Raw genomic sequence first — 26,753 nt, forward strand, 5'->3', positions numbered from 1 at the left:
CGCGTTCCACGGATGATGCCGGGCAGTACCGGCAGGTTGGCATCAACCGCGACCTTGAAAGCCCCGAGATAGAAGGCAGAGAGACCTGGTCTGCGCGTGAACGTGCCTTCGGGAAAGAACACGAGAATGCGGTCCTGCCGGGCGACCTTGGTCAGGGACTCGGCGTCGGAAAGGCTGCCGGTAACATCGTAGCGCTCGACAAACAGTGTGCCTAACCGGCGCAGGAAGGGCCCGGCAAAGACCTGTCCCGCCAGCTCCTTCTTGGCCATGAAAGCTGGTTCTCCCGGCAGAACCGCAGCCAACACCAAGACGTCCATATAGCTCGAATGGTTGAATGCGAGTATCGCGTTGCGGCGGGGAATGTACTTGATGCCGCTCGCCGTGATGGTCACGCCGGCAAGGGCGAGCGCGGCACGGGCGATCGTCCTCGCCGCGGCCCAGCGCCAGCCGAGTCGCGGCAGAAGCATCACCGCCAGCCATGCCAAGAAGAAGCCGCAGGCCACGACGATCCACCACCATCCGGCGTAGACAACGTCGGCGAGAAGCCGGCGCAGCCGCTTCAGCTGCGGGCCTGCTCCCGCAAACGACAGCCGCAAGACTTGCCACCAGAGCGAGCGTTGCGGCGCTCCAATTGTCCCGCTCTCGTAAAGCTCCTTGGCCGCGCTGCGGCGAATCTTCCCGCTGGATGTCTTCGGCACGGCCCGCGGCGGCGCGAGGACCATATCGTCGGGAGGTGTCCCGGCGATATCCGTTGCGACCTCATGAGCGCGCTTTTGCAACTCTGCGCGGGCGGGTTCGTCGGTCTCGCGCGTTTCCGCCACGACGACTACACGCTCCGTTCCCGTGGATTGATCGGTGGCGCCGAACACGACGACGCCTCCCTTGCGCACGCCGGCCGGTAATGTAGACATGACGACAGCTTCCCACCCCGCTTAAGAGCTTTGGACGAGCCAGTCCGCAAAAAGTCGAGCTTTCGAAGAGGCACGCGGATGAGTTTTGAGATAAAACGCCTTGGGTGAAGGAACGCTTTCAGGCACAAGCTTCACAAGCCTCTCCTCCCGCATCAAGCTTCCAACGAGGCCATCCCAACCCAATACGGCACCGACATCGTCCTGGGCGGCCTGAAGCGCGATCATGTAGTTGTTTACATGGAAGCCGCGGCCTTTCGGAACGGGCCGTGCAAGCGCCGCAAACCAGTCGGACCAGGTCGTCCAGTCGGTTTCCTCGCCACTCGAATGAATCAGGGGGGCCTTCAGCAGATCGTCCAACCCCGCAATGCGGTGCTCGGCGATGAAGCCCGGCGTTCCCAGGGCGACGATGTGATCCTGAAAGAGTTTCCGGTACTCGACGCCTTCCTCCTGAGGATTGCCGTAGTGGATGCTTAGATCGCAGCGGCTGGTCCTTACGGGCACGTCGCTGACGATCTGCGAGACGGTGATGGCGGGATGGAGCTTCCAGAAAGCGGAAATCTTCGGCGTGAGCCACAGCGAACTGATCGCCGTGGTTGTCCCGATGGTCACGTCAACCGCTTCTGGTTGGTCGCGTAGCTGGGTGACAGCTTCGGAAATCGTCTCGAACCCGCGCTGGATCGCAAGGAACAGAAATGCCCCTTTCTCCGTCAACTCGACACCGCGGTGCCGACGCAGGAACAGACTGCATCCGAGATCGGTCTCGAGCGCCTTGATCTGATGGCTGACTGCCGCAGGCGTCACGCTCATTTCCTGTGCAGCTTTCTTGAAGCTCGAACTGCGGGCGGCAGCCTCGAAGCAGATGAGAGCGGTCATCGATGAGAGGTCATATGGCCTTGGCATCAGGGTCCCTTCGATGGCAGGCGTCGTCTCCCCGCCGAGTCCGAGGTTACTTCATCTAAGTCAAGGTGAAATTTTCTGCCGTTGTCAAAGGGATTCCCGGAGCTGATTGTATTAGCTCAGTTGAATCTTTGACTCGGAAGCTAGGGTTGCCACCCATGACAAGCGTTCAAGAACTGCTCTCACGTCGTGTTCCGGGGCATGCCCTCGAGCAGCCATTCTATGTGTCGCCGGAGATCTATCAATTCGATCTCGAAGAGATTTTCTACAAGGAATGGCTCTACGCGATCCCAGCCTGCCAGCTTTCTAAGGCCGGCAGCTACGCGACCATGCGCATCGGTGCCTACCAGATTGTCCTCGTGAAGGGCCGTGATGGTGAGATCCGAGCGTTCCACAATTCCTGCCGCCATCGCGGGTCGATGATCTGCAAGGCCCGCGAGGGCCATGTGGCGAAGCTCGTCTGTCCCTACCACCAGTGGACGTACGATCTGGATGGAAAGCTAGTGTGGGCGAACAATATGGGCCCGGATTTCGATCCGGCCAGTCATGGTCTTAAGCCCGTTCGTCTGCGCAATCTGAACGGCCTCATCTACATCTGCCTGGCCGACAACCCGCCGGACTTCGAAACCTTCGCGCGGCTGGCGACGCCCTATCTCGAAGTTCACGATCTCCAGGATGCCAAGGTGGCCTACAGCTCGACGATCGTCGAGAAGGGCAACTGGAAGTTGGTCTGGGAAAACAATCGTGAGTGCTACCATTGCAGCGCCAATCACCCTGCGCTGTGCCGGTCTTTCCCGTTGGACCCGGAGGTCGCGGGCGTGTCGGCCGACGGGTCGATCTCTGCCAAGCTCCAGTCACATTTCGACCGTTGCGCAGCGGCTGGTGCGCCCGCCCAGTTCATGCTGGCTGGCGAGGGGCAGTTCCGCCTGGCGCGAATGCCGCTTCAGGGAACGGCTGTCAGCTACACGATGGATGGCAAGGCCGCGGTCCGCAAGCAACTCGGTCGCGTGCGGGTGCCTGATGCCGGATCCCTGCTCGCCTTCCACTATCCCAGCGCGTGGAACCATCTCCTGCCCGACCATTCGCTGACGTTCCGCGTCACACCGGTCAGCCCGACGGAAACCGATGTCACGACCACATGGCTGGTGCACAACGATGCCGTGGAGGGCGTGGATTATGACCTCAAGCGTCTGACCGAGGTCTGGATCGCGACGAATGACGAGGATCGCGAGATCGTCGAGACGAACCAGCTCGGGATTCTCTCACCCGCCTATGTTCCTGGCCCCTATTCGCCGGATTGGGAAAGCGGCGTGACCCAGTTCGTGGACTGGTATGCACGCAGGCTCGAGCGTTCCATCACCCCCATGCAGATCGCGGCGGAGTGAGGGTATGAGCGCGGCCGGGAAGCCCAGGCTCCAGTTCTGGACAGACGCCGAAGACCTTGAATGCGTCTCCTTCCTTCCGGAAGCGCCGAACGTCATGACCTTCTGCTTCCAGAGCCCGTCCAGAGCGCTGTTCAACTTCGATCCGGGGCAGTTCCTTACCTTCGAGCTGCCGCTTCCCGACGGGCCGCTCTACCGCACCTACACGATCTCCTCTTCCCCCTCGCGCCCGACCTCCCTGACGATTACGGTCAAGGCGCAGGCCGATTCCATCGGAACACGGTGGATGTTCGACCATCTGCGGCCGGGCGTGCGGTTGCGGGCCATCGGTCCGGCAGGCGGCTTCTCCTTCGTGCACCACCCGGCGGAGAAGTATCTCTTCATCTCGGCCGGTTCGGGCATAACGCCGATGATGTCGATGACGACCCATCTTTACGATTCCGGGCGCTCGATGGATATCGTCTTTGTCAATTGTGCCCGTCGTCCCTCCGAGATCGTCTTCCGCGAACGGTTGGAGCAGATGTCGACGCGCGTCACCGGCATCGATCTGCATTGGGTGGTCGAAGGCACCGATCCATACCGGCCGTGGACCGGCTACCGGGGCATGTTCAACCAGCTGATGCTGGGCCTGATGGCGCAGGATTATCTCGAGCGGGAGGTGTTTTGCTGCGGGCCCGAACCCTTCATGAGGGCTGTCCGTGAAGCGCTGGCCGGTCTCAGCTACGATATGGAGCGTTACCATCAGGAGAGCTTCCATGCCCCGCCGGCGGAGGCCGAGAATGTCCCCGCCGATGTGGTGCCGCACGGGGACAACACAGCCGAGGTCCACTTCGCCCTGTCCGGCATCATCGCCAAATGCACCGAGACCGATACTGTGCTCAGCGTTGCGCGTGCCGCCGGTTTGGTGATTCCGTCGGGTTGCACGATGGGGATTTGCGGAACCTGCAAGGTCTTCAAGGCGGAGGGCCAGGTGCACATGCTGCACAACGGCGGCATCACCGACGAAGACATTGCGGAAGGATACATCCTCGCCTGCTGCACCAATCCGATCGGCCATATTGCGGTGGACGCATAGAATGCGGCCGGCATTCGAACGCTGGCCGGGCAGGCACATGGTCGACTGTCGTTTCCTGCAGTCGGATTTCGGATTCCGGCAAGCGGCACGATCGGAACAGCGCGACACTGGGGTGAGCCAGGAGGTGCCGGAATGAGCGAAGTTGCAGCAACACCCAGATCGCGAGCCGGTGGACGGGCGGCCCGAAGGACCTTGCGCACGACACCCGACTTTCAGATGCTGCCTGGTCTGACCCGCGGCATCCCCGTGTGTGAGGTTATGAGTGGTTCCCAGGTAGAGCGGATCGACGCCGCCTCCATGGACATCCTCGAAAACGTCGGCGTGCTTTTCCGCGATCCGATCGCGGTGGACGACTGGAAACGTGCCGGCGCCAAGGTCGAGGGGGAGATGGTGTATCTGGACCGCGGATTGGTGCGCGAACTCATTTCGACCATCCCGTCGGATTTCACCTATCACGCTCGCAACCCCGCCAACAACGTACGCCTCGGCGGGCGGCATTCGGTATTCGTCCCTATGACGGGCGCTCCCTATCTGCGTGACCTGGACGATGTCCGGCGCAATCCGATGCTCGAAGACCTCGCGATGTTCCACAAGCTGAGCCACATGATGCCCGCGCTGCACTCGTCAGCGCATCACATCGTGGAGCCTTACGACCATCCGATCAGCCAGCGGCACCTGCGCATCACCTATTCGTCGATGAAACATTCCGACAAGATGTTCATGGGAATGACGACCAGTCCCAAGAACGCCGAAGACGTGATGGAGATGTGTGCGATCCTCTTCGGCGAGGACTTCATGGAGGAGCATCCCGTCACCACCGGCAACTGCAATGGCAATTCGCCGCTGGTCTGGGATGAGGTGATGCTGGGCGCGATGCGGGCCTTCTGCCGGCGCAATCAGCCTGTCTTGTGCTCGCCCTTCGTGCTCGGCGGAGCCAACACTCCGGCCTCCGTTCCTGCGACCGTCGCACAGCTGAATGCCGAGGCGCTTTCGGCGTTGGCCTACACCCAGGTTATCCGCAAGGGCACGCCGGCCATCTATGGCCATTACCTGTCGACAGTCAGCATGAAATCCGGTGCGCCAATGGCGGGTACGCCCGAGATTTCCCTGATGAACTTCATGATCGGGCAGATGGCGCGGCATTACGGTGTGCCTTGGCGCACGTCGAGCCTGCTCGGCGGGGCCAAGACCTTCGATGCGCAGGCTGGTTATGAGAGTGCGACGACCCTCTCGGCCGTCCTTCACGCGGGGGCGAACTACATCTGGCATTCGGCGGGCTGGAATGAGGCCGGGATGCACTGCTCGGTCGCAAAATTCGTTGTCGATGCCGAGCAATGCGCCATGGCCTACCGAATGGCCGAGGGTCCCAAATGGGACGACTTCGATCAGGCACTTTCTGCGATACCGGATGTCGGCCCGGGCGGACACTATCTGGGCCATTCGCATACGCAGGAGAATTTCCAGACCGCGTACTTCATGCCCGAGCTGTTCGACAACAACTCGGTCGAACAGTGGCAGGCCGAAGGCGGCCTCGACACCACGAAGCGCGCTTTGAAGCATGCCCGCAGGCTGCTGTCGGAATACCAGGAACCGAAGCTCGACGAGGCCAAGGACGAGGCGCTACGCGACTACATCGCACGGCGCGAGCGGGAAATCCCGGCGGCGGACGAACTCAATCAGAGCTACTGACTTGTTCCCTGATCCGGCCGCCGGCACGGCCGGCCCTGCTTCCCATGTTGTGGCCCGGACACGACACGCGAGCGAGCGGTCTAGCGGACCGCCGCATGTGACATGAGACGAGGAAACGAGATGAAGATGGAGGCGGTACTTCTTACCGGTCATGGCGGCTTCGAGAAGCTCGAATATCGCACTGACGTGCCCGTCCCGGCACCACGCCGCGGCGAGGTTCTGATCCGGGTCGCTGCGGCCGGTGTCAACAACACCGACATCAACACCCGCACAGCCTGGTATTCCAAGAGCGTGGCTGCTGGAACCAATACGGGCGGAGCGGAGGGGTTTGCCACCGCCGAAGGCGGCGATGCAAGCTGGTCTGGAACGCCCCTGGTCTTCCCGCGGATACAGGGAGCGGACGTGTGCGGCCGCATCGTTGCGGTCGGCGACGACGTAGACGACTTGCGGATCGGCGAGCGCGTGCTCGTGCGCAACATGCTGCGCTCCTACGTCGATTACCGGCCCTACGAGTGCTGGACGTTCGGCTCCGAATGCGACGGCGGATTCGCGCAGTTCGCGGTCGCACCTTCGCGTGAGACCTACGCGGTCCGGTGCGACTGGTCGGATGCCGAGCTCGCCTCAATTCCTTGCGCGTACTCGACCGCCGAGAACATGCTGCACCGTGCCGGGGTCGGCGAAGAGACCGTGGTCATCACGGGAGCATCGGGAGGCGTCGGATCGGCAGCGGTCCAGCTCGCCCGTCGGAGGGGCGCCAAAGTCATCGCGATCGCCTCGGCAGCCAAGGCTCAGGAGATCCTCGCCTTAGGAGCGGAGCGGGTGATCGACCGGAATGTCGATCTTCTGCAGGAACTCGGCCACGGCGCTGTCGATGTCGTTCTCGATATTGTTGGTGGTCCGGGCTGGCCACCTCTCATGGACATTCTTCGCCGCGGAGGCCGCTATGCGGTCGCGGGAGCAATCGCTGGCCCCATCGCCGAGATCGACCTGAGGACACTCTACCTGAAGGATCTGACCCTGTTCGGATGCACCTTCCAGGAAGACACGGTGTTCGAGAACCTCATTTCCTACATCGAGGCCGGCGCCATCCGGCCCGTCGTGGCGAAAACCTATCCGCTGAAAGATGTCGTCGCAGCCCAGAAGGATTTCCTTGCCAAGTCCCATGTCGGAAAACTGGTCCTGCTTCCATCCCAGGAGATTATCGAATGAAGGTCGCGACGATTGAGCTCTATGAAGTGACCCTGCCCTATTCCGGCGGTGTCTATCAGCTGTCGGGCGGGCGCGAATATCGAGACTTCGATGCCGTGATCGTCAGGGTTGTGGCGGATCACGGGACCGAGGGCTGGGGTGAAAGCACCCCGTTCGGTGGCACTTACATCGCGGCGCATGCGCGCGGCGCGCGCGCCGGGGTTGAAGAAATCGCTCCGCATCTTCTCGGGCGTGATCCCCGTCAGACCGATCGGATTTATGACGCAATGGATGCAGTGCTTGTCGGCCACAACCACGCCAAGGCCGCCATCGACGCCGCATGCTGGGATTTGTTCGGGAAATCAGTGAACCGCCCGGTCTGTGAGCTTCTGGGCGGCTCGACGGGCACTCCGATGGCGACGATCTCGTCGATCTATGCGGGCGCGCCAGAAGAAATGCGCGAGCGTGTCGCGGAGCATCGGTCGCGCGGCTATCTCGGCCACTCTATCAAGATCGGGGCGCTCGACCACGAAGGCGGCCCCATCCTTGATGCTGACCGGATCCGAGCCTGTCTCGCCGACAGGCAGCCCGGCGAATACTTTATCGCCGATGCCAATGGCGGGATGGTGCCGGAAACTGCGATGCGTATGCTCAGGCTTCTTCCCGACGGCCTCGACTTCGTGCTTGAGGCGCCCTGCGCGACATGGCGCGAAACTCTGTCACTGCGGCGTCACTGCACCGTGCCGATCATTCTGGATGAGCTTGTCATGGAGGACGAGAATCTCGCGCGATTGATTGCGCTTGATGCGGCCGATGGCATCGGACTCAAGATAACCAAGGCAGGCGGTCTCACGCCTTCGCGCCGGCAGCGTGACCTCTGTCGCGCTGCCGGCCTTACGATGAGCGTCCAGGACACCGTCGGATCGGATATCGCCTATGCCGCGATCGTTCATCTGGGAGCGACGGTGCCACCGCGCCTGCTGCGCTGCATCCTCAATTCCCGTGACATGGTCACGCTGGAAACAGCACGGTTCGATCCTGTCACGCGCGACGGTCGTGTTCTGCCGCCAGATGCGCCGGGGTTGGGTATTGAAGTCAACCGCGAGGCGCTCGGCGCTCCCGTACAAGCCTGGAGTCTCTGAATGAAGATTTCCGAAATCCACATCCACCGCTACGACCTGCCCGTCAAGAACGGTCCCTATACGATGGCCAATGCCGAAGTCTGGTCGTTGACCACGACCCTGGTCAAGCTGGTGACCGACGACGGCCTTTTTGGCTGGGGAGAGACCTGCCCGGTTGGCCCGACCTATGCGGAATCTCACGTCGCCGGAGCCTCGGCGGCGCTCGCCGCGATGGCGCCAGGCCTGATCGGCGCCGAGATCCTGCCGGTGCCATTGCACCGACGCATGGACAGCCTGCTCAACGGCCACAACTACGCCAAGGCTGCCTTCGACATCGCCGCCTATGACGTGCTGGGCAAGAAGCTGGGTGTGAGCGTCTCCGATCTTCTGGGCGGAGCGCTGACAGACCGTGTGCCGTCCTACTACGCTACCGGTGTCGGCTCTCCGGATGAGATCGCCCGGATCGCGGCGGAGAAAAGCCGGGAGGGATATCCCCGCCTGCAGGTCAAGGTCGGCGGGCGCCCGGTCGAGATAGACATCGAGACCATCCGCAAGGTCTGGGAGGTAATCCGTGGGTCGGGCGTGCGTCTCGCGGTGGACGGCAATCGAGGCTGGACCACCCGTGACGCGCTGCGGGTCAGCCGTGAGTGCCCGGACATCCCGTTCATCATGGAGCAGCCCTGCAACACGATCGAGGATTTGCAGAAGATCCGTCCACAGGTCAATCATGCCATCTACATGGATGAGAATGGCACCAGCCTGAACACGGCAATCACTGCCGCCGGCACCGGAATGATTGACGGCTTCGGAATGAAGGTCACCCGGATCGGTGGTCTGCACCCGATGCGGGCTTTCCGCGACATGTGTGCTGCGCGGAATCTGCCGCATACCTGCGACGATGCATGGGGCGGTGATATCATCGCCGCGGCCTGCACCCATATCGGTGCGACTGTCGCCCCGCATCTGCTCGAAGGCGTCTGGCTGGCCGCCCCCTATATCGAACGTCATTTCGATTCCGAGAACGGAATCCGCATCGAAGGCGGCCATATCAGGCGACCGCAGGGACCGGGTCTTGGCATCAGCCCAGACGAGAGCCTGTTCGGCAGCCCCATCGGCTCGTTCTGAACAGTGGGGGCGATGATGGATTTCTCGGGGCAGAAGGCGCTGGTCACCGGAGCGGCCGGCGGCATCGGCGCGTCTATCGTTACGCGATTGCGCGCGGCTGGAGCGAGGGTGGCGGTGGCCGATCGCGATGTGACCGGCATTGAGGCCGAGGCGCACCTGCCCGGCGATCTTTTGGATGCGGGTTATGCCGATACCCTGCCGCTCGCTGCGGCCGGGGCTCTTGGCGGACTCGATATCGTGGTCAACAACGCAGGCGTCATCACCCGCGGACAGGTGACCGATACCTCCGACGCGGATTGGTCGTTGTCAGTGGGGGTGAATGTCGAGGCTCCTTTCCGGATCTGCCGCGCCGCCATTCCCATAATGGCCGAAGCGGGTGGTGGCGCCATCGTCAACATTGCATCTTGCTGGGGCCTGCGTCCCGGCCCGAACCACGCGGTCTACTGCATGACCAAGGCTGCCATTGCGTCGCTGACCCAGTGCATGGGGCGGGATCACGCTCACCAGGGCATCCGCATCAATGCGGTCTGCCCGAACGAGGTGAACACGCCGATGCTGCGCTCCGGCTTCGCTAGACGCGGCTTCGACCCCGACAGCGCGGTGGCGGAACTGGGCAAGACGGTGCCGCTGGGCCGGATCGCGGAGCCGGAAGACATAGCCGACGTGATCCTATTCCTCGCCTCGGACGCGGCGCGCTACGTATGCGGCGCCCTGATCGAGGTCAATGGCGGGAAAGCGGTGTCATGAGTCGCTTCGAGGGCATGGTTGCACTTGTGACCGGCGGTCGCACCGGGATCGGGCAGGCGATTGCAAGACGCCTGAGGAGCGAAGGCGCCCGGCTCTTCACAGCCCAACGCGGCAAGGATGACGAATTCGACGCCATCGCCGCCGACTTCACCGATCCGTCCAGTCCCGCACGCGTGGTGAGCGAGGTCATCGACCGTGCGGGGCAACTCGACGTGCTGGTCAACAATTGCGGCATGATGCGCGAAGCTCGGATCGAGGACATGACTGCCGAGGACTGGGCGCAAACCTTGACGGTGAACCTCACCGTTCCATTCCTTTTGATCAAGTTTGCTCTGCCTCATTTGCGGAAAACTCGCGGCGCTATCGTCAATATCGGCTCGATCGAGGGGCTGGGCGCGAATCCCGGACATGCTGCCTATTGCGCGTCGAAAGCAGGCTTACATGGGTTGACGCGCGCCGTGGCGGTGGACCACGGGCCGGAGGGCATCCGCTGCAACGCTGTCGCTCCGGGCTGGATCGACACGGATCTCAACGAAGATTTCATCGAGAGCATGCCCGATCCCATGGCTTTCCGCCGCGACATCGGACGCATCCATCCTGTCGGCCGCACCGGCAAGGCGGAAGAGGTTGCGGCATTGGTGGCATGGCTTGCCGCGGAGGAAGCCGGATTTGTCACCGGTCAGGTCTGGACCATCGACGGCGGGCGTATGGCCAAGCTCAGCCTGCCCTGATCCGCGTCCTCATTCCCTGGATGCCCGCCATTCCCTGAAGCGCAGATATGCGTTCGCGCCGATCTCCGCGATTGGCGGAGGCGGGAGTTTCAGGGGGGCCTCCTCCGCGCAGAAATGGCGGGAGATCGGGCTGGACTCGCCGCTTGCAAGTTCCGCCGCCGCTATACCCGCCAGTGTGCTCCTCGTGGTGCCTAGCCCGTTGTCGACACAGGCGGCGATGAGGCCGGGCTCCAGCTCGCGCATGACCGAGACGCCGTTGCGGCTCAGACAGAGGTGGCCGGCCCAACTGTATTCCATTCGCACGTCCTTCAGCGCTGGGAAACGGTCGTTGAACTTCCGTCGATGCACGCGCGCGGCACGTTCGAGGGCTGTTGCGCTTACCTCCATTCCCGGAAGGAAGCTCGCACAGGTGCGGGTGATGATCCTGTTGCCGCCCTGGGCAGGGTCAATCCGGCGCATCGTGGTGCCCATCGGATCAGAGGGGGTGATCCCCCAACGCGGTCGCCCTCCGAGCCTGGCCAGCGCTTCGGCATCGAGATCGGCGGTCATCGAGGCATAGAGGAAGATGTGCATCAGCCTGCGCTTTGCGTAGCCAAAGCTTTCCAGGTGACCGTTGTTCGCGAGGATCACTTTTCCTGCCGTCACGCGCCCCCCAGGGGTCGTCAATACCCATTCGGAGCCAGTCCGTTCGATCCGGCTTACAGGCGAGTTCTCGTACACTTCGACCCGGTTCCGGCGAAGTCCCGCGCCGAGCCTGCGGATGTAGCCTGCGGGCTGGATCAGCACAGTTCCCGGCGTATAAAGACCCGAAATATAATGACGGCTCCCGGTCAACTCGTGCATGGCGTCGGCGTCAAGCATTTCGCCGCGCTCACCGATCTCTGCGAGATGGATGGCATAGCTGCGGTTGTGGGCGTCGGCCGCCGCGCTCGCGGCGCCATTCACCTTGCCGCAGGGGTCAAAGAAGGCCGGGTCGATCCGGTATTCTTCGACCGCCTCGCGCGCGAAGGCAATCGCGGCGCGGTTGAGCGCGATGATCGCCCTGTCGCTCTCCACCGCCTGCCCGGCATAGTCCTCCGATGAGACATCATGCGGCAGGTCGATCATGAAACCGGAGTTGCGGCCGGACGCGCCCTCGGCGAGCTTCCCGGCCTCCAGCACGAAGACCCGGGCACCCGGATGGAGCTGCTTCAGCCGTCGGGCTGCGGACAGCCCTGCGAACCCTGCACCGACCACCGCGAAATCGGCGGTCAGCGTCGTGCCAAGCACGTCAGGCGCCTCCTGCCCCGGCAGGATGGCGCTCCATGCGGCCGGCCCTCTGTGGACCGGCAACCGGCGCGCGGTTCTGACGGTCAAGCAACGGCCTCGTCGGCGTCGTCGGAAAGGTCGACCCAGATCGTCTTGATTTGCGTGTATTGATCGTGCGCCTGGATGCCGTTGTCGCGGCCGCCAAAGCCGCTGGCCTTGAAGCCGCCGAAGGGGGTTGAGATATCGCCCTCTCCGAAGCTGTTGACGGTGACCGTGCCGGCCCGGATCGCCCGCGCGCCGCGGATCGCCCGCTTGGCGTTCGCGGTGAAGATCGAGGCTGCGAGGCCGTATTGCGTGTCGTTGGCCAGCGCGATTGCCTCGTCGAAATTGTCCACCGTCAGGACCGACAGAACCGGGCCGAAGATCTCTTCACGGACCTGCGGGGCATCGCGGTCGGAAATATCGAGGATTGTGGGCTCCACGAACCCATTTTCCGCCTTGCCGCCAAGAAGCACCTTCGGCACTTTACCGAGATAGGAGCAGACCTTGTCGAAATGCGTCTTCGAGACCAGGGCTCCGATGCGGTTCACGGGGTCGAGCGGATCGCCGGCCGGCCATTCGCGGGTATGGGCGACGATACGTTTCAGAAGGTCATCCTTGATGCCCTTCTGCACGATCAGCCGCGACGATGCCGAGCAGTTTTCACCCATGTTCCAGAAGGCGCCGTTGACGATGTGCGCCGCCACGCGGTCCAGATTTTCCGCGTCGTCGAGAACCACTGCCGGATTCTTGCCTCCCATCTCGAGCGTAACTTCCTTCAAGTTCGATTCCGAAGCGTAGCGCAGGAAAAGCCGGCCCGTCTCGGTGGAACCGGTGAAGGAAATCATGTCCACGTCCATGTGACGTCCGAGGGGCTCACCGACATCCGGCCCGCTGCCAGGTAGGACGTTGAATATGCCCGCCGGCACGCCGGCCTCCATCGCCAGTTCGCCGACGCGCAACGCGGTGAGCGAGGTCTCCTCGGCCGGCTTCACGATGACCGAGCAGCCGGAGGCAAGGGCCGGTCCGATCTTCCAGGCGAGCATCAGGAGTGGAAAGTTCCACGGCAGGACGAGGCCGACGACACCAACGGGTTCCCGCACGATCATGGCGATGTGGTTGTCCGAAGTCGGGGACACCTGATCGTAGATCTTGTCGATCAACTCGGCATGCCAGGTCAGGCAGTTGATCGTCTCCGGCACGTCGACCGTCTCGCAATCATAGATCGTCTTGCCGCTATCGAGGCTTTCCATGACCGCCAGTTCGCGCGCATTGCGCTTGATAAGCTTGGCAAGTCGGATCAGCACCTCCTTGCGCTCGCGCGGGTGCAAGCGAGACCAGCGGCCGTCCTCGAATGCGTCACGCGCCTTCGTGACGGCATAGTCCACGTCCGCGGCGTCGCAGGCCGCCACTTTGGCGAGCACCTCGCCGGTCGCCGGGTTGATCGTGTTGAAGGTTTTGCCCGACCTTGCCGGGCGGAAGCTGCCGTCGATAAAGGCCTGCGTCGGCAAGTTCAGCCCGGCGGCAACGGCCTTGTACTCTTCGGTCGTCAGAAGATCGGTCATTCGGCAGCCCTCAGTTTTAACGTGGTTTCGGCATCAATGGCGGCGACAGCTCGTTTCAGGACACGCACAACCTGTTCCAGCTGCCGCTTGTCGTCCTTGTTCAGAGCCTTCAGCGGCGGACGCGGCGGCCCGGCGCGCAAACCATCCATCTCGCAACCGTGCTTGATGCACTGGATGAACTTTCCGCCCTGTTCGAGGACGCGCATGAGCGGCATCAGCCCCGACATGATTCGGCGCCCCTTAGCGAAGTTGCCTTCGACCGCGCAGGCCTTCCACAATGCGATGTGTTCGGCCGGCAGGAAATTCGAGCCGCCGCAGACCCAGCTCCGCGCGCCCCAGGCGAAGAATTCCAGCGCCTGATCGTCCATGCCGCAGGACATCTCGATGTGGGGATAGTCACGCGCCAGCAGGTGGACGCGGTTAATGTCGCCCGAGCTTTCCTTGATGGCGCAGAAATTGCGGCTGCGGCCGATGCGGTCGAGGAACTCCTCGCCCATGTTGATGCCCATCCTGCCGGGATAGTTGTAGAGCATGATTGGCAGGTCTGCAGCCCGGTCTATCGCGAGCGCATTGAGGGCGTTCTCGCGCTCTGTCGGGACCGAATAGGGCGGCGAGCCCACCAAAATGGCATCGGCCCCGATCTTGGCCGCAGTCTCGGCCATCGTGATCGAATCCGCCAGGCGGATCGCGACGGTGCCGACGATCAGCGGCACGCGCCCCGCAATCACCTCCTTTGCGAGCTTCGCCATTTCCATCCGCTCGTCCATTGACTGGGCGTAATATTCGCCGGTGGAGCCACCGTTGATGATGCCGTGAACACCGGAAGCGATCAGGTACTCGATCATCACGGCGAAGGCGTCGCGGTCGATGGTGCCGTCCTCACGATGCGGCGTGATGACGGGCGTGTAGATGCCTTCGAACTTCATGAGGCTCCTCTCTGGTCCTGGGCGCCCGGCGCGCGGCCAAGCGGAACATGGATACTTGTGGGCGTGACAAAACTCTCGATCTCGGCGCGCGACAGTTCCCAATGCGCGACGGCCAGTTCGGCGGCCGCGTCGGCGTCGCCCGCCTCGATCAGAGCGATGAACTGGTCATGCTGGTCGGCGGCGACTGCGCGCTGCTCAGCCAGCGCCACTTTGCGCGAATTGTAGAAGGTCATGCCGATCCGGGTGTGGTCGATCAGCAGGCGGCGCAGGCTTGGCGTCAGATACTCGTTGTCCGCCATGTCCCCGATGATAGCGTGGAAGCGCTCGTTCATCAGCGCGCGCTGGGCCGTATCGCCCTCGCGGATCGCGGCGCGGAAGAGAAGCTGCGTATCCTTGAGCCGCATGATCTGGCTAGGCTTCGCGTGTTCGGCCGCCAATCGCGTCACGGCCGAATAGATCATCGGGGCGGCGACAAAGAAATTCCTGAGCGTCTTGTGCGTCATCGGCGCGACCTGCGCACCGCGGTTCTCGTGAAGCACGACATAGCCGTCGCCCGCGAGCTGGCGCAGAACCTCGCGCAGGGGGGGACGGGAGATCTGGTAGGCTTCGGAGATCTTGGACTCGTCGAGGTAACTGCCAGGATCGAGTTCCTGGGTGAGGATCCGCCGCTGCAGGTCCTCCAGGCAGATCGCTTTTTTGCTCCTGGTATCGTCGCTCACTGCAAGTCTCCTCCCGCGCCCCTGTCTCGTCCGAAACGGATCACGCGATATCCGGTTTCTCTGCGATTTTACAGAGAGTCCGTTGCAGGCATGTTGTAGTCTGAAAAAATACATGTTGTCTACAGCGCAGTTTTGTGATTTTGATCGCTCAGGGGAAAAGCCTCAACCGGAAAAGGGAGGCAGCCGCTTGACCGCGAATAGCCGAGAAGTCGTGATCCGCTGCGACGGCATCTGGAAAATCTTTGGCGCGCAGTCGCAGCAGGCGATGGACGCGGTGCGGAGCCAGGGTCTGTCGAAAGACGAAATCCGCGACCGCTACAACTGCATCGTCGGTGTGCGCGACGCGTCTTTCAGCGTCGCTCGCGGCGAGATCTTCTGCATCATGGGCCTATCGGGCTCGGGCAAATCGACCCTGATCCGGCATATCAACCGCCTGATCGAGCCGTCGGCCGGCTCGGTGTTCATCGAGGACCGGAACGTCAACGCGATGTCGCACAAGGAACTGCGCTTGTTACGGGCCGAGAAGATCGGCATGGTTTTCCAGAACATGGCGCTGATGCCGCACCGCACGGTGCGCGACAATGTCGTCTTCTCACTTGAAGTACGCGGCGTTCGCGAAGCAGAACGAGTGAAGGTTGGCAACCGCGCCATCGCTGCTGTGGACCTCGCCGGCTGGGGCGAGAAATACCCGGATGAACTTTCCGGGGGCATGCAGCAGCGCGTGGGTCTTGCTCGCGCCATCGCTGCCGATCCGACCATCCTGCTGATGGACGAGCCATTTTCCGCGCTTGATCCGCTGATCCGCCGGCAACTGCAGACGACCTTCATGGAGCTTTCGGCCGAGTTGCACAAGACCACTGTCTTTATTACCCATGACCTCGACGAGGCCATCCGCATCGGCGACCGCATCGCGATCATGAAGGACGGTGTGCTGGTGCAGATCGGCACTCCGGAAGAAATCGTGACCCAACCCGCCGACGATTATGTTGCGGATTTCGTGGCCGGCATTTCCAAGCTGGATCTCGTCACGGCAGCGCGCGTCATGCAGCCCTTCGCATTGTACCGCCAGACGAACGGTGGGGGTGATCCCGAGCAATGGCCGGTGGCGAAGCCGGAAGACAAGCTCAACACGCTGGTTGATCTCGCCATCGGCACTGACCATCCGATCCTTGTGAAAGTCGAGGGCGCAAGCGTCGGGGTCGTAACCAAGAAGGCGCTTCTGCGCGGCATTCAGGGGCGTGAGGACACAGCGCCTGCGACAATGAGGACGCAGTGATGGCGGACAACGAAACTTTCGACTGGCTCAATCCTTTCGCTTCGCTAGACCTCAACATCGACGCCCGTTCCGACGGCATCAAGCAATGGGCGATCGCGAACCGCGAGGCAATCCAGCCGATCAAGAACTTCTTTGGCCAGATGATCGGCCAGATCGACGCGGCGTTGCATGCTGTGCCGCCGACGATCATGCTTGTGTTTTTGGCATTGATCGCGTGGCAGCTTGCCGGGGGACGGGTGGCGATCTTGGTTGCCGCATGTCTCATAGCGCTGGGCTTGCTCGATCCGACGGCCTGGTCGCTTGCGATGACGACACTCGCCATTGTGATCTCGGCAGTCATCCTGTGCGTGATTATCGGCCTGCCCCTGGGGATCCTCGCAGGCAAGAGCGATCGCTTTGAAGCTGCGATCAGACCTGTCCTTGACACAATGCAAACGATCCCGGCCTTCGTCTACCTCGTTCCGGTCGTGATGCTTGTCGGCATTGGAAATGTGTCAGGCGTGATTGTGACAATCATTTTCGCCCTAGCACCGCTTGTGCGCCTTACCTCGCTCGGCATCCGCGGGGTGAACCCCAGTGTAGTCGAGGCCGGCCGCGCTTTCGGCGCCTCCCCCAGCCAGATCATGTTCAAGGTCGAACTGCCGCTGGCCACGCCGACGATCTTCGCCGGGCTCAACCAGACGATCATGCTGTCGCTATCCATGGTGGTCATAGCTTCGATGATCGCGGTTCAGGGGCTCGGCAACGAGGTGCTCCGCGCCATGGGGCGGCTCGACGCGGGCAAGGCCATCGTCGGCGGACTCGGCATTGTCATACTCGCCATCGTTCTCGACCGCATCACTCAGGGGCTCGGCCGCTCGGGGCGGGAACGCGGTCACCGCCATTGGTGGCAGTCGGGACCGATCGGGCTCGTCCTGCGCCTGCTTCAACGGAGTCGCCAAGAAACCAACCGCTCGCAAGTTCAACATGGAGAAGCAACATGAGACTTTTCGCAACTACGGCAGCGCTCGCGCTGTCGATCGCTACGTCCCCGCTTCTGGCACGGGAAAAGCCGGGCGATGGGGTCACTGCCCGCCCCGTGATACAGCCAACTATCGAGGAAATGTTCCAGGCGCGGATCGTTTTCCGGGCGCTCGAAGACCTCGGCTATACCGTAGCCCCGCCTCAGGAGGTTATAGCGCAGACTGCACATCTGGCCGTCGGCACTGGCGATGCAGATTTCTTCACCAACAGCTGGGATCAGCTTCACGATACGTTCTTCCAGGAATCCGGCGGCACAGAGGTGATGACCAAGGTCGGCACCCTTGTTGAAGGCGCCCTCCAGGGCTACCTCATCGACAAGACAAGCTACGATTCCGGCATCAAGAACCTTGGCGATCTGAAGGACCCTACTGTTGCCGCGAAATTCGACGAAAATGGCGACGGAAAGGCCGATCTCGCTGGATGCGTTCCGGGCTGGGGGTGCGAACGCGTGATCGAGCACCAACTGACCGAGTTTGGCTTGCGCGAAACCATCACTCACAACCAGGGTGAATACAACGCGATCATCGCCGACACGATCGCCCGCCAAAAGAACGGCAATCCGGTTCTCTACTATACCTGGACGCCCTACTGGGTATCTGGCGCTCTGGTTCCCGGCAAGGACGTCGAATGGTTGAGCGTGCCCTACACCACCCTTCCGGATGGCGGCAAGGGGAACACTGAGTTCGGCGGTAAGAACCTGGGCTTTGCCGTGGACAACCTGCGGATCGTCGCCCGCAACGATTTCCTCAAGGCGAATCCCGCTGCCGCGAAGCTGTTCGAGGTCGCCAAGGTGGACATCAAGGACGTTTCCGCCGAAAACAAGCAAATCGCCGATGGCGAGGACAAATCGGAAGATATCGACCGGCATGTTGCTAGCTGGATCGATGCCCATCGTGCCGAATATGACGGTTGGTTGGACGCCGCCCGCGCCGCAGCGAAATAGCGCAACCAAGGCGCTGCGCGGAGATGTGCCGCGCAGCGCATCGTGTCGGAGATGCCTGCGAATGACGGGCCCGCAACATTTTGTCTTTGCTCTGGTCGAGGAATTCACCCACATCGCATTCTCTTGCGCCGTGGAGCCGCTGCGCATCGCCAATCTGGCCAGCGGCAAAGAGCTCTATCGCTGGTCTTTCGCCTCGGCCAACGGCGAGACGGCCGTCAGCTCGAATGGCGCTGTCACCTTGGTCCATCATCGCTTCGATAAGCTGCCTTCTTGCGACCGGCTGTTCGTCCTGTCTGGCATCAACATGCAACGACAGGACACACGCAGCCTGCTGGTCGCACTGCGCCGCGAACGCGCCCATGGGACCAGGATCGGGGCACTGTGTTCTGGCGCTTATATCCTGGCAAAGGCGGGGTTCCTCGATGGCCTGCAGGCGGCCATTCATTGGGAGTACCACGACGGTTTCATGGAGGAGTTCCCAGATGTGAATCTGGTGCGCAACGTCTTCGTCGCGGACGAGAAATTCATCACTGCTTCCGGCGGCACCGCAACCGCCGATCTCATGTTGCACCTGATCGAGCTTGACCACGGCTATGACCTGTCGGTCGCAGTCGCTGATCAGATGGTCTACAACGCCGTGCGCAATGCCACCGCGGCTCAGCGCGTCTCTATTCAGTCCCGCAACGGCGTACGCAACAAACATCTCGCCAAGGCGATCGAGATCATGCGCAATAGGATAGACGACCCGATTTCGCCATCGGCTGTAGCCGAGGAACTCGGCATATCAACCCGCCAGATAGAGCGCCTGTTCGGTAGCTACCTCAACACCTCGCCCAAGAAATATTTGATGGAGATGCGCCTGGAACGGGCGCGTCATCTGCTCCTGCAGACCGAATGCGCGATCGCTCAGGTGGCGCTTGCTTGCGGCTTTGCGAATTTGGGACATTTCTCCCGTGTCTACCGTGCCGCCCACGGCGTATCCCCGATCATGCAACGCGGACGCTTAACCTGAGGCAGGCATTTGCTGGAGGATTTAAGGCACGGATAGACGCTAGTCGCCTTTGTGGCACTGGCGCCGGCGGGACATCAGTGCTCACCGGCGGGCTCGGTCGATGGAAGGTCTCAACCGTTTCGGACGGGTCTTCTCCCCTGCGCTCGAAAATGAAGCCAGTTCCGACCAGGACGGAGGTGACGGCGCGGTCCGCAATGGCTGGGAGAATGCCGTGCAAAATGGCGGCGCGCATCATGGCCGCCAGCAGCGCCGGGAATGCCGGGCCCGATCCAGACAAACCCGTCAGATAGTCGATGTCGGCCTCGCTTCGGACTTTCATCACTGTCGCCGCAGGTCGCATATGCGCTAACGAGCATCCGATCCGGATTGGTCAGGCCTGTCGAGGCAATCCCCGGCGTATAGGACTTACTAACTTCCGCCGCCGCGTTCGGCAGGGGCGGACGACGCGATCCGTGCCGAGCTGTGCGCAAGCTGCTCGAGCCGAATACCGGCCATGAGGTCGAGAAGAGCGGCAACCATCTGCTCGCCATTGTCGGCAGCGACTATGGCGGTGTTCGAACGCAGAGGGTTGTGGACCAGATCGTCGTCATCATGGCACGATCCCTCGATGATCTGTATTTCGAACTGAAGCCCACCTCGCGGAATCTCGGCGAGGTGTCGTACGACCAGCTGATTGCCTGGAGCCCGCAGCCGATCACAGCGCGCAATACCCATGCGGCGATTTATGACACGTTGCGGCTGGTCAAGGATATTTGAAATCTGCGCCGGAATGGCCAGTTGGTCTCAAATTGAGCCGTTCATCGCCTAAGTCTGTGGTCGCGGCGCGGCAACGGGTCACGAGCGCTGGTTGCGGTGAATGTCGGCTATCGGGCAGCGAAATAGATCGACGAAGGTCAGCTCAGGGTCACGGATTGCCGGATGGCTGCTCAGAAGGAAGGGCAGAGAAGGGGTCGAACTTTACCGTTTGCAATTTTGTCGCTGGCGGCTGGAAGTAGCCGCGATCTTTCCAAGACCTCGACGGCCGCGAAAATCGACCGGCACCCACAGCTTAACCGCTCGTAGTCCTCTCGATCGGAGCGCGACAATGGTGCGCGCCGCGATGAATTCCGGTTTGGCGTCCTGCTGCTTCTCATGATCGCCGGCCACATCACGCGCAGCGTCTAGCCAGCGCCTGTTGAGGATGCCTTTGCGACCGTGATGCCGTCAGGCTCCGGCCTCGGGCCGTGTCGGCTTTACCATCTCGCCGAGGTCCGGCTCGCCACAGCGCGCCAGGATCGCTTCGCGTACTGCGTTGCGGAGACGCAATACCGCTGCAAATTCGGTTCCAGACGGCGCAATGGGAGCGCCGATCTCAATTGTGACCGGCGTCAATCGTGGAAACCATTGGTCACCGCGCAGCATGGATCGCGTTCCACGGATGATGCCGGGCAGTACCGGCAGGTTGGCATCAACCGCGACCTTGAAAGCCCCGAGATAGAAGGCGGAGAGTCCTGGTCTGCGCGTGAACGTGCCTTCGGGAAAGAACACGAGAATGCGGTCTTGCCGGGCGATCTTGGTCAGGGATTCGGCGTCGGAAAGGCTGCCCGTGACGTCAAAGCGTTCGACGAACGGTGTGCCTAACCGGCGCAGCAAGGGGCCGGCAAAGACCTGTCCCGCCAGCTCCTTCTTGGCCACGAAAGCTGGTTCTCCCGGCAGAACCGCAGCCAACACCAAGGCGTCCATATAGCTCGAATGGTTGAATGCGAGTATCGCGTTGCGGCGGGGAATGTACTTGATGCCGCTCGCCGTGATGGTCACGCCGGCAAGGGCGAGCGCGGCACGGGCGATCGTCCTCGCCGCGGCCCAGCGCCAGCCGAGTCGCGGCAGAAGCATCACCGCCAGCCATGCCAAGAAGAAGCCGCAGGCCACGACGATCCACCACCATCCGGCGTAGACAACGTCGGCGAGAAGCCGGCGCAGCCGCTTCAGCTGCGGGCCTGCTCCCGCAAACGACAGCCGCAAGACTTGCCACCAGAGCGAGCGTTGCGGCGCTCCAATTGTCCCGCTCTCGTAAAGCTCCTTGGCCGCGCTGCGGCGAATCTTCCCGCTGGATGTCTTCGGCACGGCCCGCGGCGGCGCGAGGACCATATCGTCGGGAGGTGTCCCGGCGATATCCGTTGCGACCTCATGAGCGCGCTTTTGCAACTCCGCGCGGGCGGGTTCGTCGGTCTCGCGCGTTTCCGCCACGACGACTACACGCTCCGTTCCCGTGGATCGATCGGTGGCGCCGAACACGACGACGCCTCCCTTGCGCACGCCGGAGATGCCCGCGACGGCCTCTTCGATCTCTTGCGGATAGATGTGACGCCCAGCGCGGATGATGATGTCCTTTACCCGGCCGGTAATGTAGACATCACCGCTCGCCACGTATGCCCTGTCTCCGCTGTCGAGCCAGCCATCGCGGAACAGCTCGCGCGTCTTGGCGTCGTTCTCGAAATAGCCGGAGGTCGCCGACGGGCCGCGGAATTCGAGCCGGCCTTCCTGACGTTCACCAAGCTCGTAGCCGGCGCCATCGACGATGCGGACTTCATGACTTGGCAGAGGATGTCCGCAGGCGACGATTTCAAGCGGCTTCGGATTGTCGGGGCCGGCTGGCACGGCCGCGCCACGGCCGGTCAGCGCAGTACGATCCACGCGATCAATGATCGGCGAGCGGCCCGGCGGGGGAAAGGCCAGCCCCACCGTGTTCTCAGCCAGGCCGTAGACCGGCGCCATGGCTCCCGGCTTGAAGCCATGATGCTCAAATCTTTCAATGAACCGACGCAGCGTCTGAACACTGACCGGCTCCGCCCCGTTTGCGACCATGCGGAGCGAGCTTAGATCAAGTCCTTCGAGATCGGCGTCGTCTGTCTTGTTCAGACAGAACTCAAATCCGAAGTTCGGGGAAGCGGACAAGGTGGCGCGAAAACGGTGCATGGCCCAGAGCCAGCTCTCGGGGCGCACGAGAAAGCTCAATGGCGACATCGCATAGAGCGGCGCGCCAAAATGAAGGCATCCCAACCAAGCGCCGATCAGGCCCATGTCGTGATAGAGCGGCAGCCAGCTGACAAAGATGTCAGCCGAGCTCGCCTCCATCACCGCGCCCATGGCCCGAACATTGGCAAGCAGGTTGGCGTGGCTCAGCACGACGCCTTTCGGATCTCCGGTGCTGCCTGACGTGTATTGTATCAGCGCGGTCGAGTGATCGTCCGTGACCGGCGGCAGCTGTGTGGCAGCGGGCTCGGTGCTGAGACTTGCGACGTTCTCGACACTGTCCAGGGATTCGACCTGTCCGCGCAGCAGCGCTGCAGGACCCATTCCTTCCTGCATTGTGACGAGTATGCGGGCTCCGGCATTGCGCAAGATGCCTGCCTGACGACGCAGATGGTCCTCGATCTGCGACAGCCGCATCGGCGGATAGATCGGCACCGGCACGGCTCCGGCGTAGATAATGCCGAAGAATGCGGAGAAGAAATCAAGACTCGTGGGCAGCATCAAAGCGACACGATCGCCCGGCTCGACATTGCGGCGGATCAATCCGGCCGCGACGGCACGAGCTGATTCCGCCAGTTCTGCGTAGGTCATTGCCCCCAATGCCGTTGTGTCGTCCTGCAGGACCGTCAGGTGCAGGCGATCGGGATGCTGCGCGACGTGCCAGTCGAGGACCTCGACGAGCGTCCCGGCCTCCGTGGCAGCCGGAACGGGAGGAAGGGCAATGGTCGGCTGCACCGTGCGGGCCGAGCCTGGTCGAGCGCCGGCGTGTTCGAGAGCATTGATCAGATCGCCGATCGTATCCGCCTCGCCAACGATTTGAGTAGGCAGCCGCACCCGGAACGCGCGCTCAATCCGCAGAATCAGCTCCGTCCGACCAAGGCTGTCGATGCCGAGGTCCCTTTCGATCCGGCTTGACGGCGAGATGTCGATCGCATTTGCACGTTGCGGCTGAAGCTCGTGCACGAACTCGCGCACAACGGCGATCAGGTCGCCCTCGCGCGATCTCCTGTCATCGGTCGTAGGAACCATCTTCGTGCCCGTTTCCCACGCCAAATGTTAACGCTTCAGGCAATGGGACGTTGACGCGCGTGCTGTCATAGCCTCCCTGCGGTTGGCGTTGATGCGGATCAAAGCCGTGGCGAGCGGCGAGGCCATTGTTGTCTTAACTATAGCGTTCTGGCGGCTCAGCAACGGCCTGGACGCGAGCGGCGTTATTGGAACCTGGCTTCTATATCGGTCGTTTCATCGTATTCCCACCAACCCCGCGAAACTGGCGATTGTGGCGCCGCTGGGCGTGACAGCCGGATTCCTGGATGCCGCAGCGCCAAGATCAGCCATTTGCACCGCGCTCGTTAGTGACCGGTTTCAGCCGTTGGGCTGACGAACCGGTAACTAGAAAAATTGGCGGTCGATACTATCGACAGAGGTTTCGGAGGCACTTGCCCTCCGGCGTGGCTTCCGTCCTTTCGAATTCCCGAAACTAGCTCTTTGCAGTATGCTGCCGCATTGTAGGGTGAGCGGAGTGTCGCTCGCATGCGATAGGCAGCACAATCTTGGCGGGGAACGCATGAGGGGGATTGTTGATGCGGTCGTCATAGGCGCGGGCTCGGCCGGGCTTGGCGTCAGCTACTTCCTGCAACAACGCGGCTGCGCGCACCATGTTCTCGAGCGAGGCCGTATCGGAGAGACGTGGCGAACGCAGCGCTGGGACTCCTTCCGGCTGAACTCGACGAACATACGCACCACGCTGCCCGGCGATTCCTACGACGGGCCGGACCCTTGGGGTGCGATAACCCACCATGAATTCGTCGGCTATCTGGAAGGCTATGTTGACCGGCACCGCTTGCCGGTCCGCACTGGAGTGCCGGTTGAGCGGCTGAATCGAGAGGACGGAGCCTACCGAGTCACGACTGATCGCGAGACGCTTCTGGCGCGCACGATCGTGGTTGCAACCGGCAACCAGAGCCGTCAGGTCCGGCCGCCCTGGTCGTCCGACTTGCCGACGGCAGTTCGCCAGGTCGATTCCTCTGCCTATCGCAAGCCGGACGAGTTCGCTGACGGCGCCGTGCTGGTGGTCGGGAGTGGCCAGTCGGGCGGCCAGATAGCCGAGGACTTGGTGCATGCCGGACGTCTTGTGTATCTAGCGACGAGCCGCACTGGCCGCCTGGTACGCCGCTATCGCGGCGGCGACTCGTTCAACTGGCTCACTGTATCCGGCTTTGCCGACGTCCGGCGCCGGGAGCTTATCCTGGAGAACGGCAGGCTGCCGCCGCGCCCGCTGCTCGGGGCAATCCACACGATCAGCCTGCAATCGCTGAGCGCGCAAGGGGTGGTGCTGCTCGGCCGCTTCCGGGGCGTGGAGAACGGCAGCCTCATCTTCGGCGACGAGATCGGCGAGCACCTGCGCTTCGCAGACGAGGCCTCGGCGGACGCGAAGCGTGTGATCGACGAGTATATCGAGCGCACCGGCCTCGATGCGCCGCCGGCCGACGATGATCCTGCCGAAACGGTTGCGCCGATTCTGGCTGATCCGCCGATCCGATCGATCGACCTGGCCGCAAGTGGCATCTCCTCGATAATCTGGTGCACCGGCTTCTCGGGCGACTTCTCATGGGTGAAGGTTCCCGGTGCCCTGGATGAGGCTGGCCAACCCATGCACGAGGATGGTGTCGGCACCATTCCCGGGCTCTACTTCGCCGGCCTCGATTTTGCGCTAACGCGGAAATCAGGCACCATACCGGCCGTTGCCGAGGAGGCGGACAATCTGGTGGCGCACATCGTCAAAAGACGAGTGGACTCACGGTCTAGAACGCCTGGAGTGGATCGCGAGGTCATGTAATGACTTTCCATCGCCACCTCTGGAGCACCGATCACAATGGCGACGGTTGCTCGTTTGTCTTGTGTCGCTAGCCGCCAGCGCTGGAACTTCCCTTTGGCTGTCGGAAGCGGACAAAGCTGCCATTGACGGGCATAAAAGTTGCGGCGCTCGTTGACGAGGAGCGCTCACCCAGCCATCGGATTTGAGTCGACCTGGCGCGCGTTTTGGCCCTGGTCGGCGGCGGGGGCGGCTGGGGCATCGATCCGGCTCAGAATGTGATCGGAGATGCCGCGCGCGATCTCGCGCTGAGCAGTTGCAGCTGGGGAGTGGGCATCTGAATTTTGACGCGCCCGTTTGAACGGCTGCGCGGCAAGTCCTGATGGCCGCTACCGGGCCATTCATGATCCATAATCGAACGTGGCAAGTGCTTTGCCGCAGGATACCGGCGAACGGCACAGAGCTTAGAGGCGTCACGTCGAGTCTTTGGTGCCGTTCACCTGATGTGCGCCATGGCTGCGGAACCTCAAACCTGTCGCGCAGTATTTCCGCCGCGTGGCTTTCCCAATACTACTCTGCCTCATCCCCGGAAGCGGCATTGAGGAGGCCGTATCTCTCATCGCCGATCGAGGCGAGCAGATCGAGCTGGGTCTCGAGAAAGTTGATGTGGCCCTCCTCGTCTTTGAGCAGATCCTCGAACAGGTGCATGGTCACGTAGTCGCCCAGTTCCTGGCAGATCTCGCGTGACTTCTTGTAAGAGGTGCGCGCGTCGTATTCGCCGGCGAGGTCCGATTCCAGCACTTCCTTCACATTCTGCCCGATGCGAAGCGGCGCCACCGCCTGCAGGTTCGGGTGCCCTTCGAGGAAGATGGTCCGTTCGATAATCCGGTCCGCATGGTGCATTTCCTCGATAGATTCCTCGCGCTCCTTCTTCGCCAGTTTGAAATAGCCCCAGTCCTCCAACAGGCGATAATGCAGCCAAAATTGATTGACGGCACCGAGTTCCAGAAACAGCGCTTCGTTAAGACGTTCAATGATCCTATCTTCGCCTTTCATGGGTTCTGCTCCCGTTTTGGGCGCGCCCCGCACGCATCATGTGGAACGATGCGCCCTTGTTCGCCTCCGAGCGCAGGATAGCACGCGGCGACCTAACCGTCATTTCGGGGGGGCCGAAGGTTGCAAAGAGCGTATGAGATCCTTCCCGCCGCCCTGCGTTCTTGGTGAGCAATTGCTAATCCGCCACAGTCGGGCGCTTGGAAGCTTCTGCAACCTGATCGGACCTTGCGGTCAATCGCCTCTGGACACATCA

Annotated in this window: 22 protein-coding genes and 2 pseudogenes; 15 read left to right on the forward strand and 9 right to left on the reverse strand. The window is 62.2% G+C overall.

Annotated features, from left to right (window positions below; all coding sequences use genetic code 11):
* Both AC0L14_RS32380 and AC0L14_RS32385 read right to left on the reverse strand, forming a co-directional pair.
* A partial coding sequence (locus AC0L14_RS32380) for a lysophospholipid acyltransferase family protein (protein WP_473751918.1) occupies window positions 1-911 on the reverse strand: 911 nt, incomplete at its 3' end.
* Between the two features lie 21 nt (window positions 912-932).
* Entirely contained in the window at window positions 933-1,811 is an 879-nt protein-coding gene (locus tag AC0L14_RS32385; RefSeq protein WP_473751919.1) for a LysR substrate-binding domain-containing protein, read from the reverse strand.
* 155 nt (window positions 1,812-1,966) lie between these two features.
* On the opposite strand from AC0L14_RS32385, the gene AC0L14_RS32390 reads away from it, so the two are divergent.
* The 8 genes from AC0L14_RS32390 (at window position 1,967) to AC0L14_RS32425 (ending at window position 10,866) form a co-directional block, all read left to right on the forward strand.
* Complete coding sequence (locus tag AC0L14_RS32390; RefSeq protein ID WP_473751943.1) at window positions 1,967-3,193, forward strand: aromatic ring-hydroxylating oxygenase subunit alpha; 1,227 nt, start codon at window positions 1,967-1,969, stop codon at window positions 3,191-3,193.
* Between the two features lie 4 nt (window positions 3,194-3,197).
* Window positions 3,198-4,265 carry an FAD-binding oxidoreductase gene (locus tag AC0L14_RS32395; RefSeq protein WP_473751920.1) on the forward strand — a complete coding sequence of 356 codons (1,068 nt, stop codon included), beginning with the start codon at window positions 3,198-3,200 and terminating at the stop codon, window positions 4,263-4,265.
* Window positions 4,266-4,397: 132 nt separating this feature from the next.
* Window positions 4,398-5,954 (forward strand): trimethylamine methyltransferase family protein, encoded by a 1,557-nt coding sequence (locus AC0L14_RS32400; protein WP_473751921.1) that lies wholly within the window; start codon window positions 4,398-4,400, stop codon window positions 5,952-5,954.
* 126 nt (window positions 5,955-6,080) lie between these two features.
* Window positions 6,081-7,163: an alcohol dehydrogenase family protein gene (locus tag AC0L14_RS32405; protein ID WP_473751944.1), complete on the forward strand. Its 1,083-nt coding sequence runs from the start codon at window positions 6,081-6,083 to the stop codon at window positions 7,161-7,163.
* Window positions 7,160-8,284 carry a mandelate racemase/muconate lactonizing enzyme family protein gene (locus tag AC0L14_RS32410; protein WP_473751922.1) on the forward strand — a complete coding sequence of 375 codons (1,125 nt, stop codon included), beginning with the start codon at window positions 7,160-7,162 and terminating at the stop codon, window positions 8,282-8,284. The genes AC0L14_RS32405 and AC0L14_RS32410 overlap by 4 nt, the downstream gene beginning before the upstream one ends.
* Window positions 8,285-9,388 carry a mandelate racemase/muconate lactonizing enzyme family protein gene (locus tag AC0L14_RS32415; protein ID WP_473751924.1) on the forward strand — a complete coding sequence of 368 codons (1,104 nt, stop codon included), beginning with the start codon at window positions 8,285-8,287 and terminating at the stop codon, window positions 9,386-9,388.
* 12 nt (window positions 9,389-9,400) lie between these two features.
* Window positions 9,401-10,135 carry an SDR family NAD(P)-dependent oxidoreductase gene (locus AC0L14_RS32420; protein ID WP_473751925.1) on the forward strand — a complete coding sequence of 245 codons (735 nt, stop codon included), beginning with the start codon at window positions 9,401-9,403 and terminating at the stop codon, window positions 10,133-10,135.
* Window positions 10,132-10,866: an SDR family NAD(P)-dependent oxidoreductase gene (locus tag AC0L14_RS32425; RefSeq protein WP_473751926.1), complete on the forward strand. Its 735-nt coding sequence runs from the start codon at window positions 10,132-10,134 to the stop codon at window positions 10,864-10,866. The genes AC0L14_RS32420 and AC0L14_RS32425 overlap by 4 nt, the downstream gene beginning before the upstream one ends.
* 9 nt (window positions 10,867-10,875) lie before the next feature.
* Here AC0L14_RS32425 and AC0L14_RS32430 read toward each other — a convergent pair whose 3' ends face one another.
* From AC0L14_RS32430 to AC0L14_RS32445, 4 genes are read right to left on the reverse strand one after another with little or no spacing between them, the layout of a single operon-like run.
* Window positions 10,876-12,222 carry an NAD(P)/FAD-dependent oxidoreductase gene (locus AC0L14_RS32430; protein WP_473751927.1) on the reverse strand — a complete coding sequence of 449 codons (1,347 nt, stop codon included), beginning with the start codon at window positions 12,220-12,222 and terminating at the stop codon, window positions 10,876-10,878.
* A complete protein-coding gene (locus AC0L14_RS32435) occupies window positions 12,219-13,718 on the reverse strand; it encodes an aldehyde dehydrogenase (RefSeq protein WP_473751928.1) in 1,500 nt (499 codons plus the stop codon). Before AC0L14_RS32435 ends, AC0L14_RS32430 begins: the two co-directional genes overlap by 4 nt.
* Window positions 13,715-14,644, reverse strand: coding sequence for a dihydrodipicolinate synthase family protein (locus AC0L14_RS32440; protein WP_473751929.1), 930 nt, complete (start codon window positions 14,642-14,644; stop codon window positions 13,715-13,717). Before AC0L14_RS32440 ends, AC0L14_RS32435 begins: the two co-directional genes overlap by 4 nt.
* Window positions 14,641-15,363: a GntR family transcriptional regulator gene (locus AC0L14_RS32445; RefSeq protein ID WP_473751930.1), complete on the reverse strand. Its 723-nt coding sequence runs from the start codon at window positions 15,361-15,363 to the stop codon at window positions 14,641-14,643. Before AC0L14_RS32445 ends, AC0L14_RS32440 begins: the two co-directional genes overlap by 4 nt.
* Before the next feature lie 187 nt (window positions 15,364-15,550).
* Here AC0L14_RS32445 and AC0L14_RS32450 point away from each other — a divergent pair, with 187 nt between their 5' ends.
* The 4 genes from AC0L14_RS32450 to AC0L14_RS32465 are packed head-to-tail and all read left to right on the forward strand — an operon-like array spanning window position 15,551 to window position 19,617.
* Complete coding sequence (locus AC0L14_RS32450) at window positions 15,551-16,639, forward strand: quaternary amine ABC transporter ATP-binding protein (protein ID WP_473751931.1); 1,089 nt, start codon at window positions 15,551-15,553, stop codon at window positions 16,637-16,639.
* Window positions 16,639-17,622: an ABC transporter permease gene (locus AC0L14_RS32455; RefSeq protein ID WP_473751932.1), complete on the forward strand. Its 984-nt coding sequence runs from the start codon at window positions 16,639-16,641 to the stop codon at window positions 17,620-17,622. The genes AC0L14_RS32450 and AC0L14_RS32455 overlap by 1 nt, the downstream gene beginning before the upstream one ends.
* Window positions 17,619-18,605 (forward strand): glycine betaine/L-proline ABC transporter substrate-binding protein ProX, encoded by a 987-nt coding sequence (gene proX / locus AC0L14_RS32460; RefSeq protein WP_473751945.1) that lies wholly within the window; start codon window positions 17,619-17,621, stop codon window positions 18,603-18,605. Before AC0L14_RS32455 ends, proX begins: the two co-directional genes overlap by 4 nt.
* The gene (locus AC0L14_RS32465; RefSeq protein ID WP_473751934.1) at window positions 18,547-19,617 is read left to right on the forward strand and encodes a GlxA family transcriptional regulator; all 1,071 of its coding nucleotides are present in this window, start codon (window positions 18,547-18,549) and stop codon (window positions 19,615-19,617) included. Before proX ends, AC0L14_RS32465 begins: the two co-directional genes overlap by 59 nt.
* Here AC0L14_RS32465 and AC0L14_RS32470 read toward each other — a convergent pair.
* Entirely contained in the window at window positions 19,592-19,957 is a 366-nt protein-coding gene (locus tag AC0L14_RS32470; RefSeq protein ID WP_473751935.1) for a pyrroline-5-carboxylate reductase dimerization domain-containing protein, read from the reverse strand. The two genes, AC0L14_RS32465 and AC0L14_RS32470, sit on opposite strands and share 26 nt — an antisense overlap.
* Before the next feature lie 158 nt (window positions 19,958-20,115).
* On the opposite strand from AC0L14_RS32470, the pseudogene AC0L14_RS32475 reads away from it, so the two are divergent.
* Window positions 20,116-20,373 (forward strand): annotated as a pseudogene (locus AC0L14_RS32475) (N-methylproline demethylase); the annotation flags it as partial.
* 447 nt (window positions 20,374-20,820) lie between these two features.
* On the opposite strand, the gene AC0L14_RS32480 reads toward AC0L14_RS32475, so the two are convergent.
* Entirely contained in the window at window positions 20,821-23,658 is a 2,838-nt protein-coding gene (locus AC0L14_RS32480) for an AMP-binding protein (protein ID WP_473751936.1), read from the reverse strand.
* Window positions 23,659-23,839: 181 nt separating this feature from the next.
* On the opposite strand from AC0L14_RS32480, the pseudogene AC0L14_RS32485 reads away from it, so the two are divergent.
* Window positions 23,840-23,950, forward strand: a pseudogene (locus tag AC0L14_RS32485) (sulfite exporter TauE/SafE family protein); the annotation flags it as partial.
* A 246-nt stretch (window positions 23,951-24,196) separates the two neighbouring features.
* Window positions 24,197-25,468, forward strand: coding sequence for a flavin-containing monooxygenase (locus tag AC0L14_RS32490; protein WP_473527890.1), 1,272 nt, complete (start codon window positions 24,197-24,199; stop codon window positions 25,466-25,468).
* A 546-nt stretch (window positions 25,469-26,014) separates the two neighbouring features.
* On the opposite strand, the gene bfr is transcribed toward AC0L14_RS32490, so the two are convergent.
* A complete protein-coding gene (gene bfr, locus AC0L14_RS32495) occupies window positions 26,015-26,500 on the reverse strand; it encodes a bacterioferritin (RefSeq protein ID WP_029351163.1) in 486 nt (161 codons plus the stop codon).
* Window positions 26,501-26,753: the final 253 nt, after the last annotated feature.

Source organism: Mesorhizobium sp. WSM4841 (genome assembly GCF_055811515.1).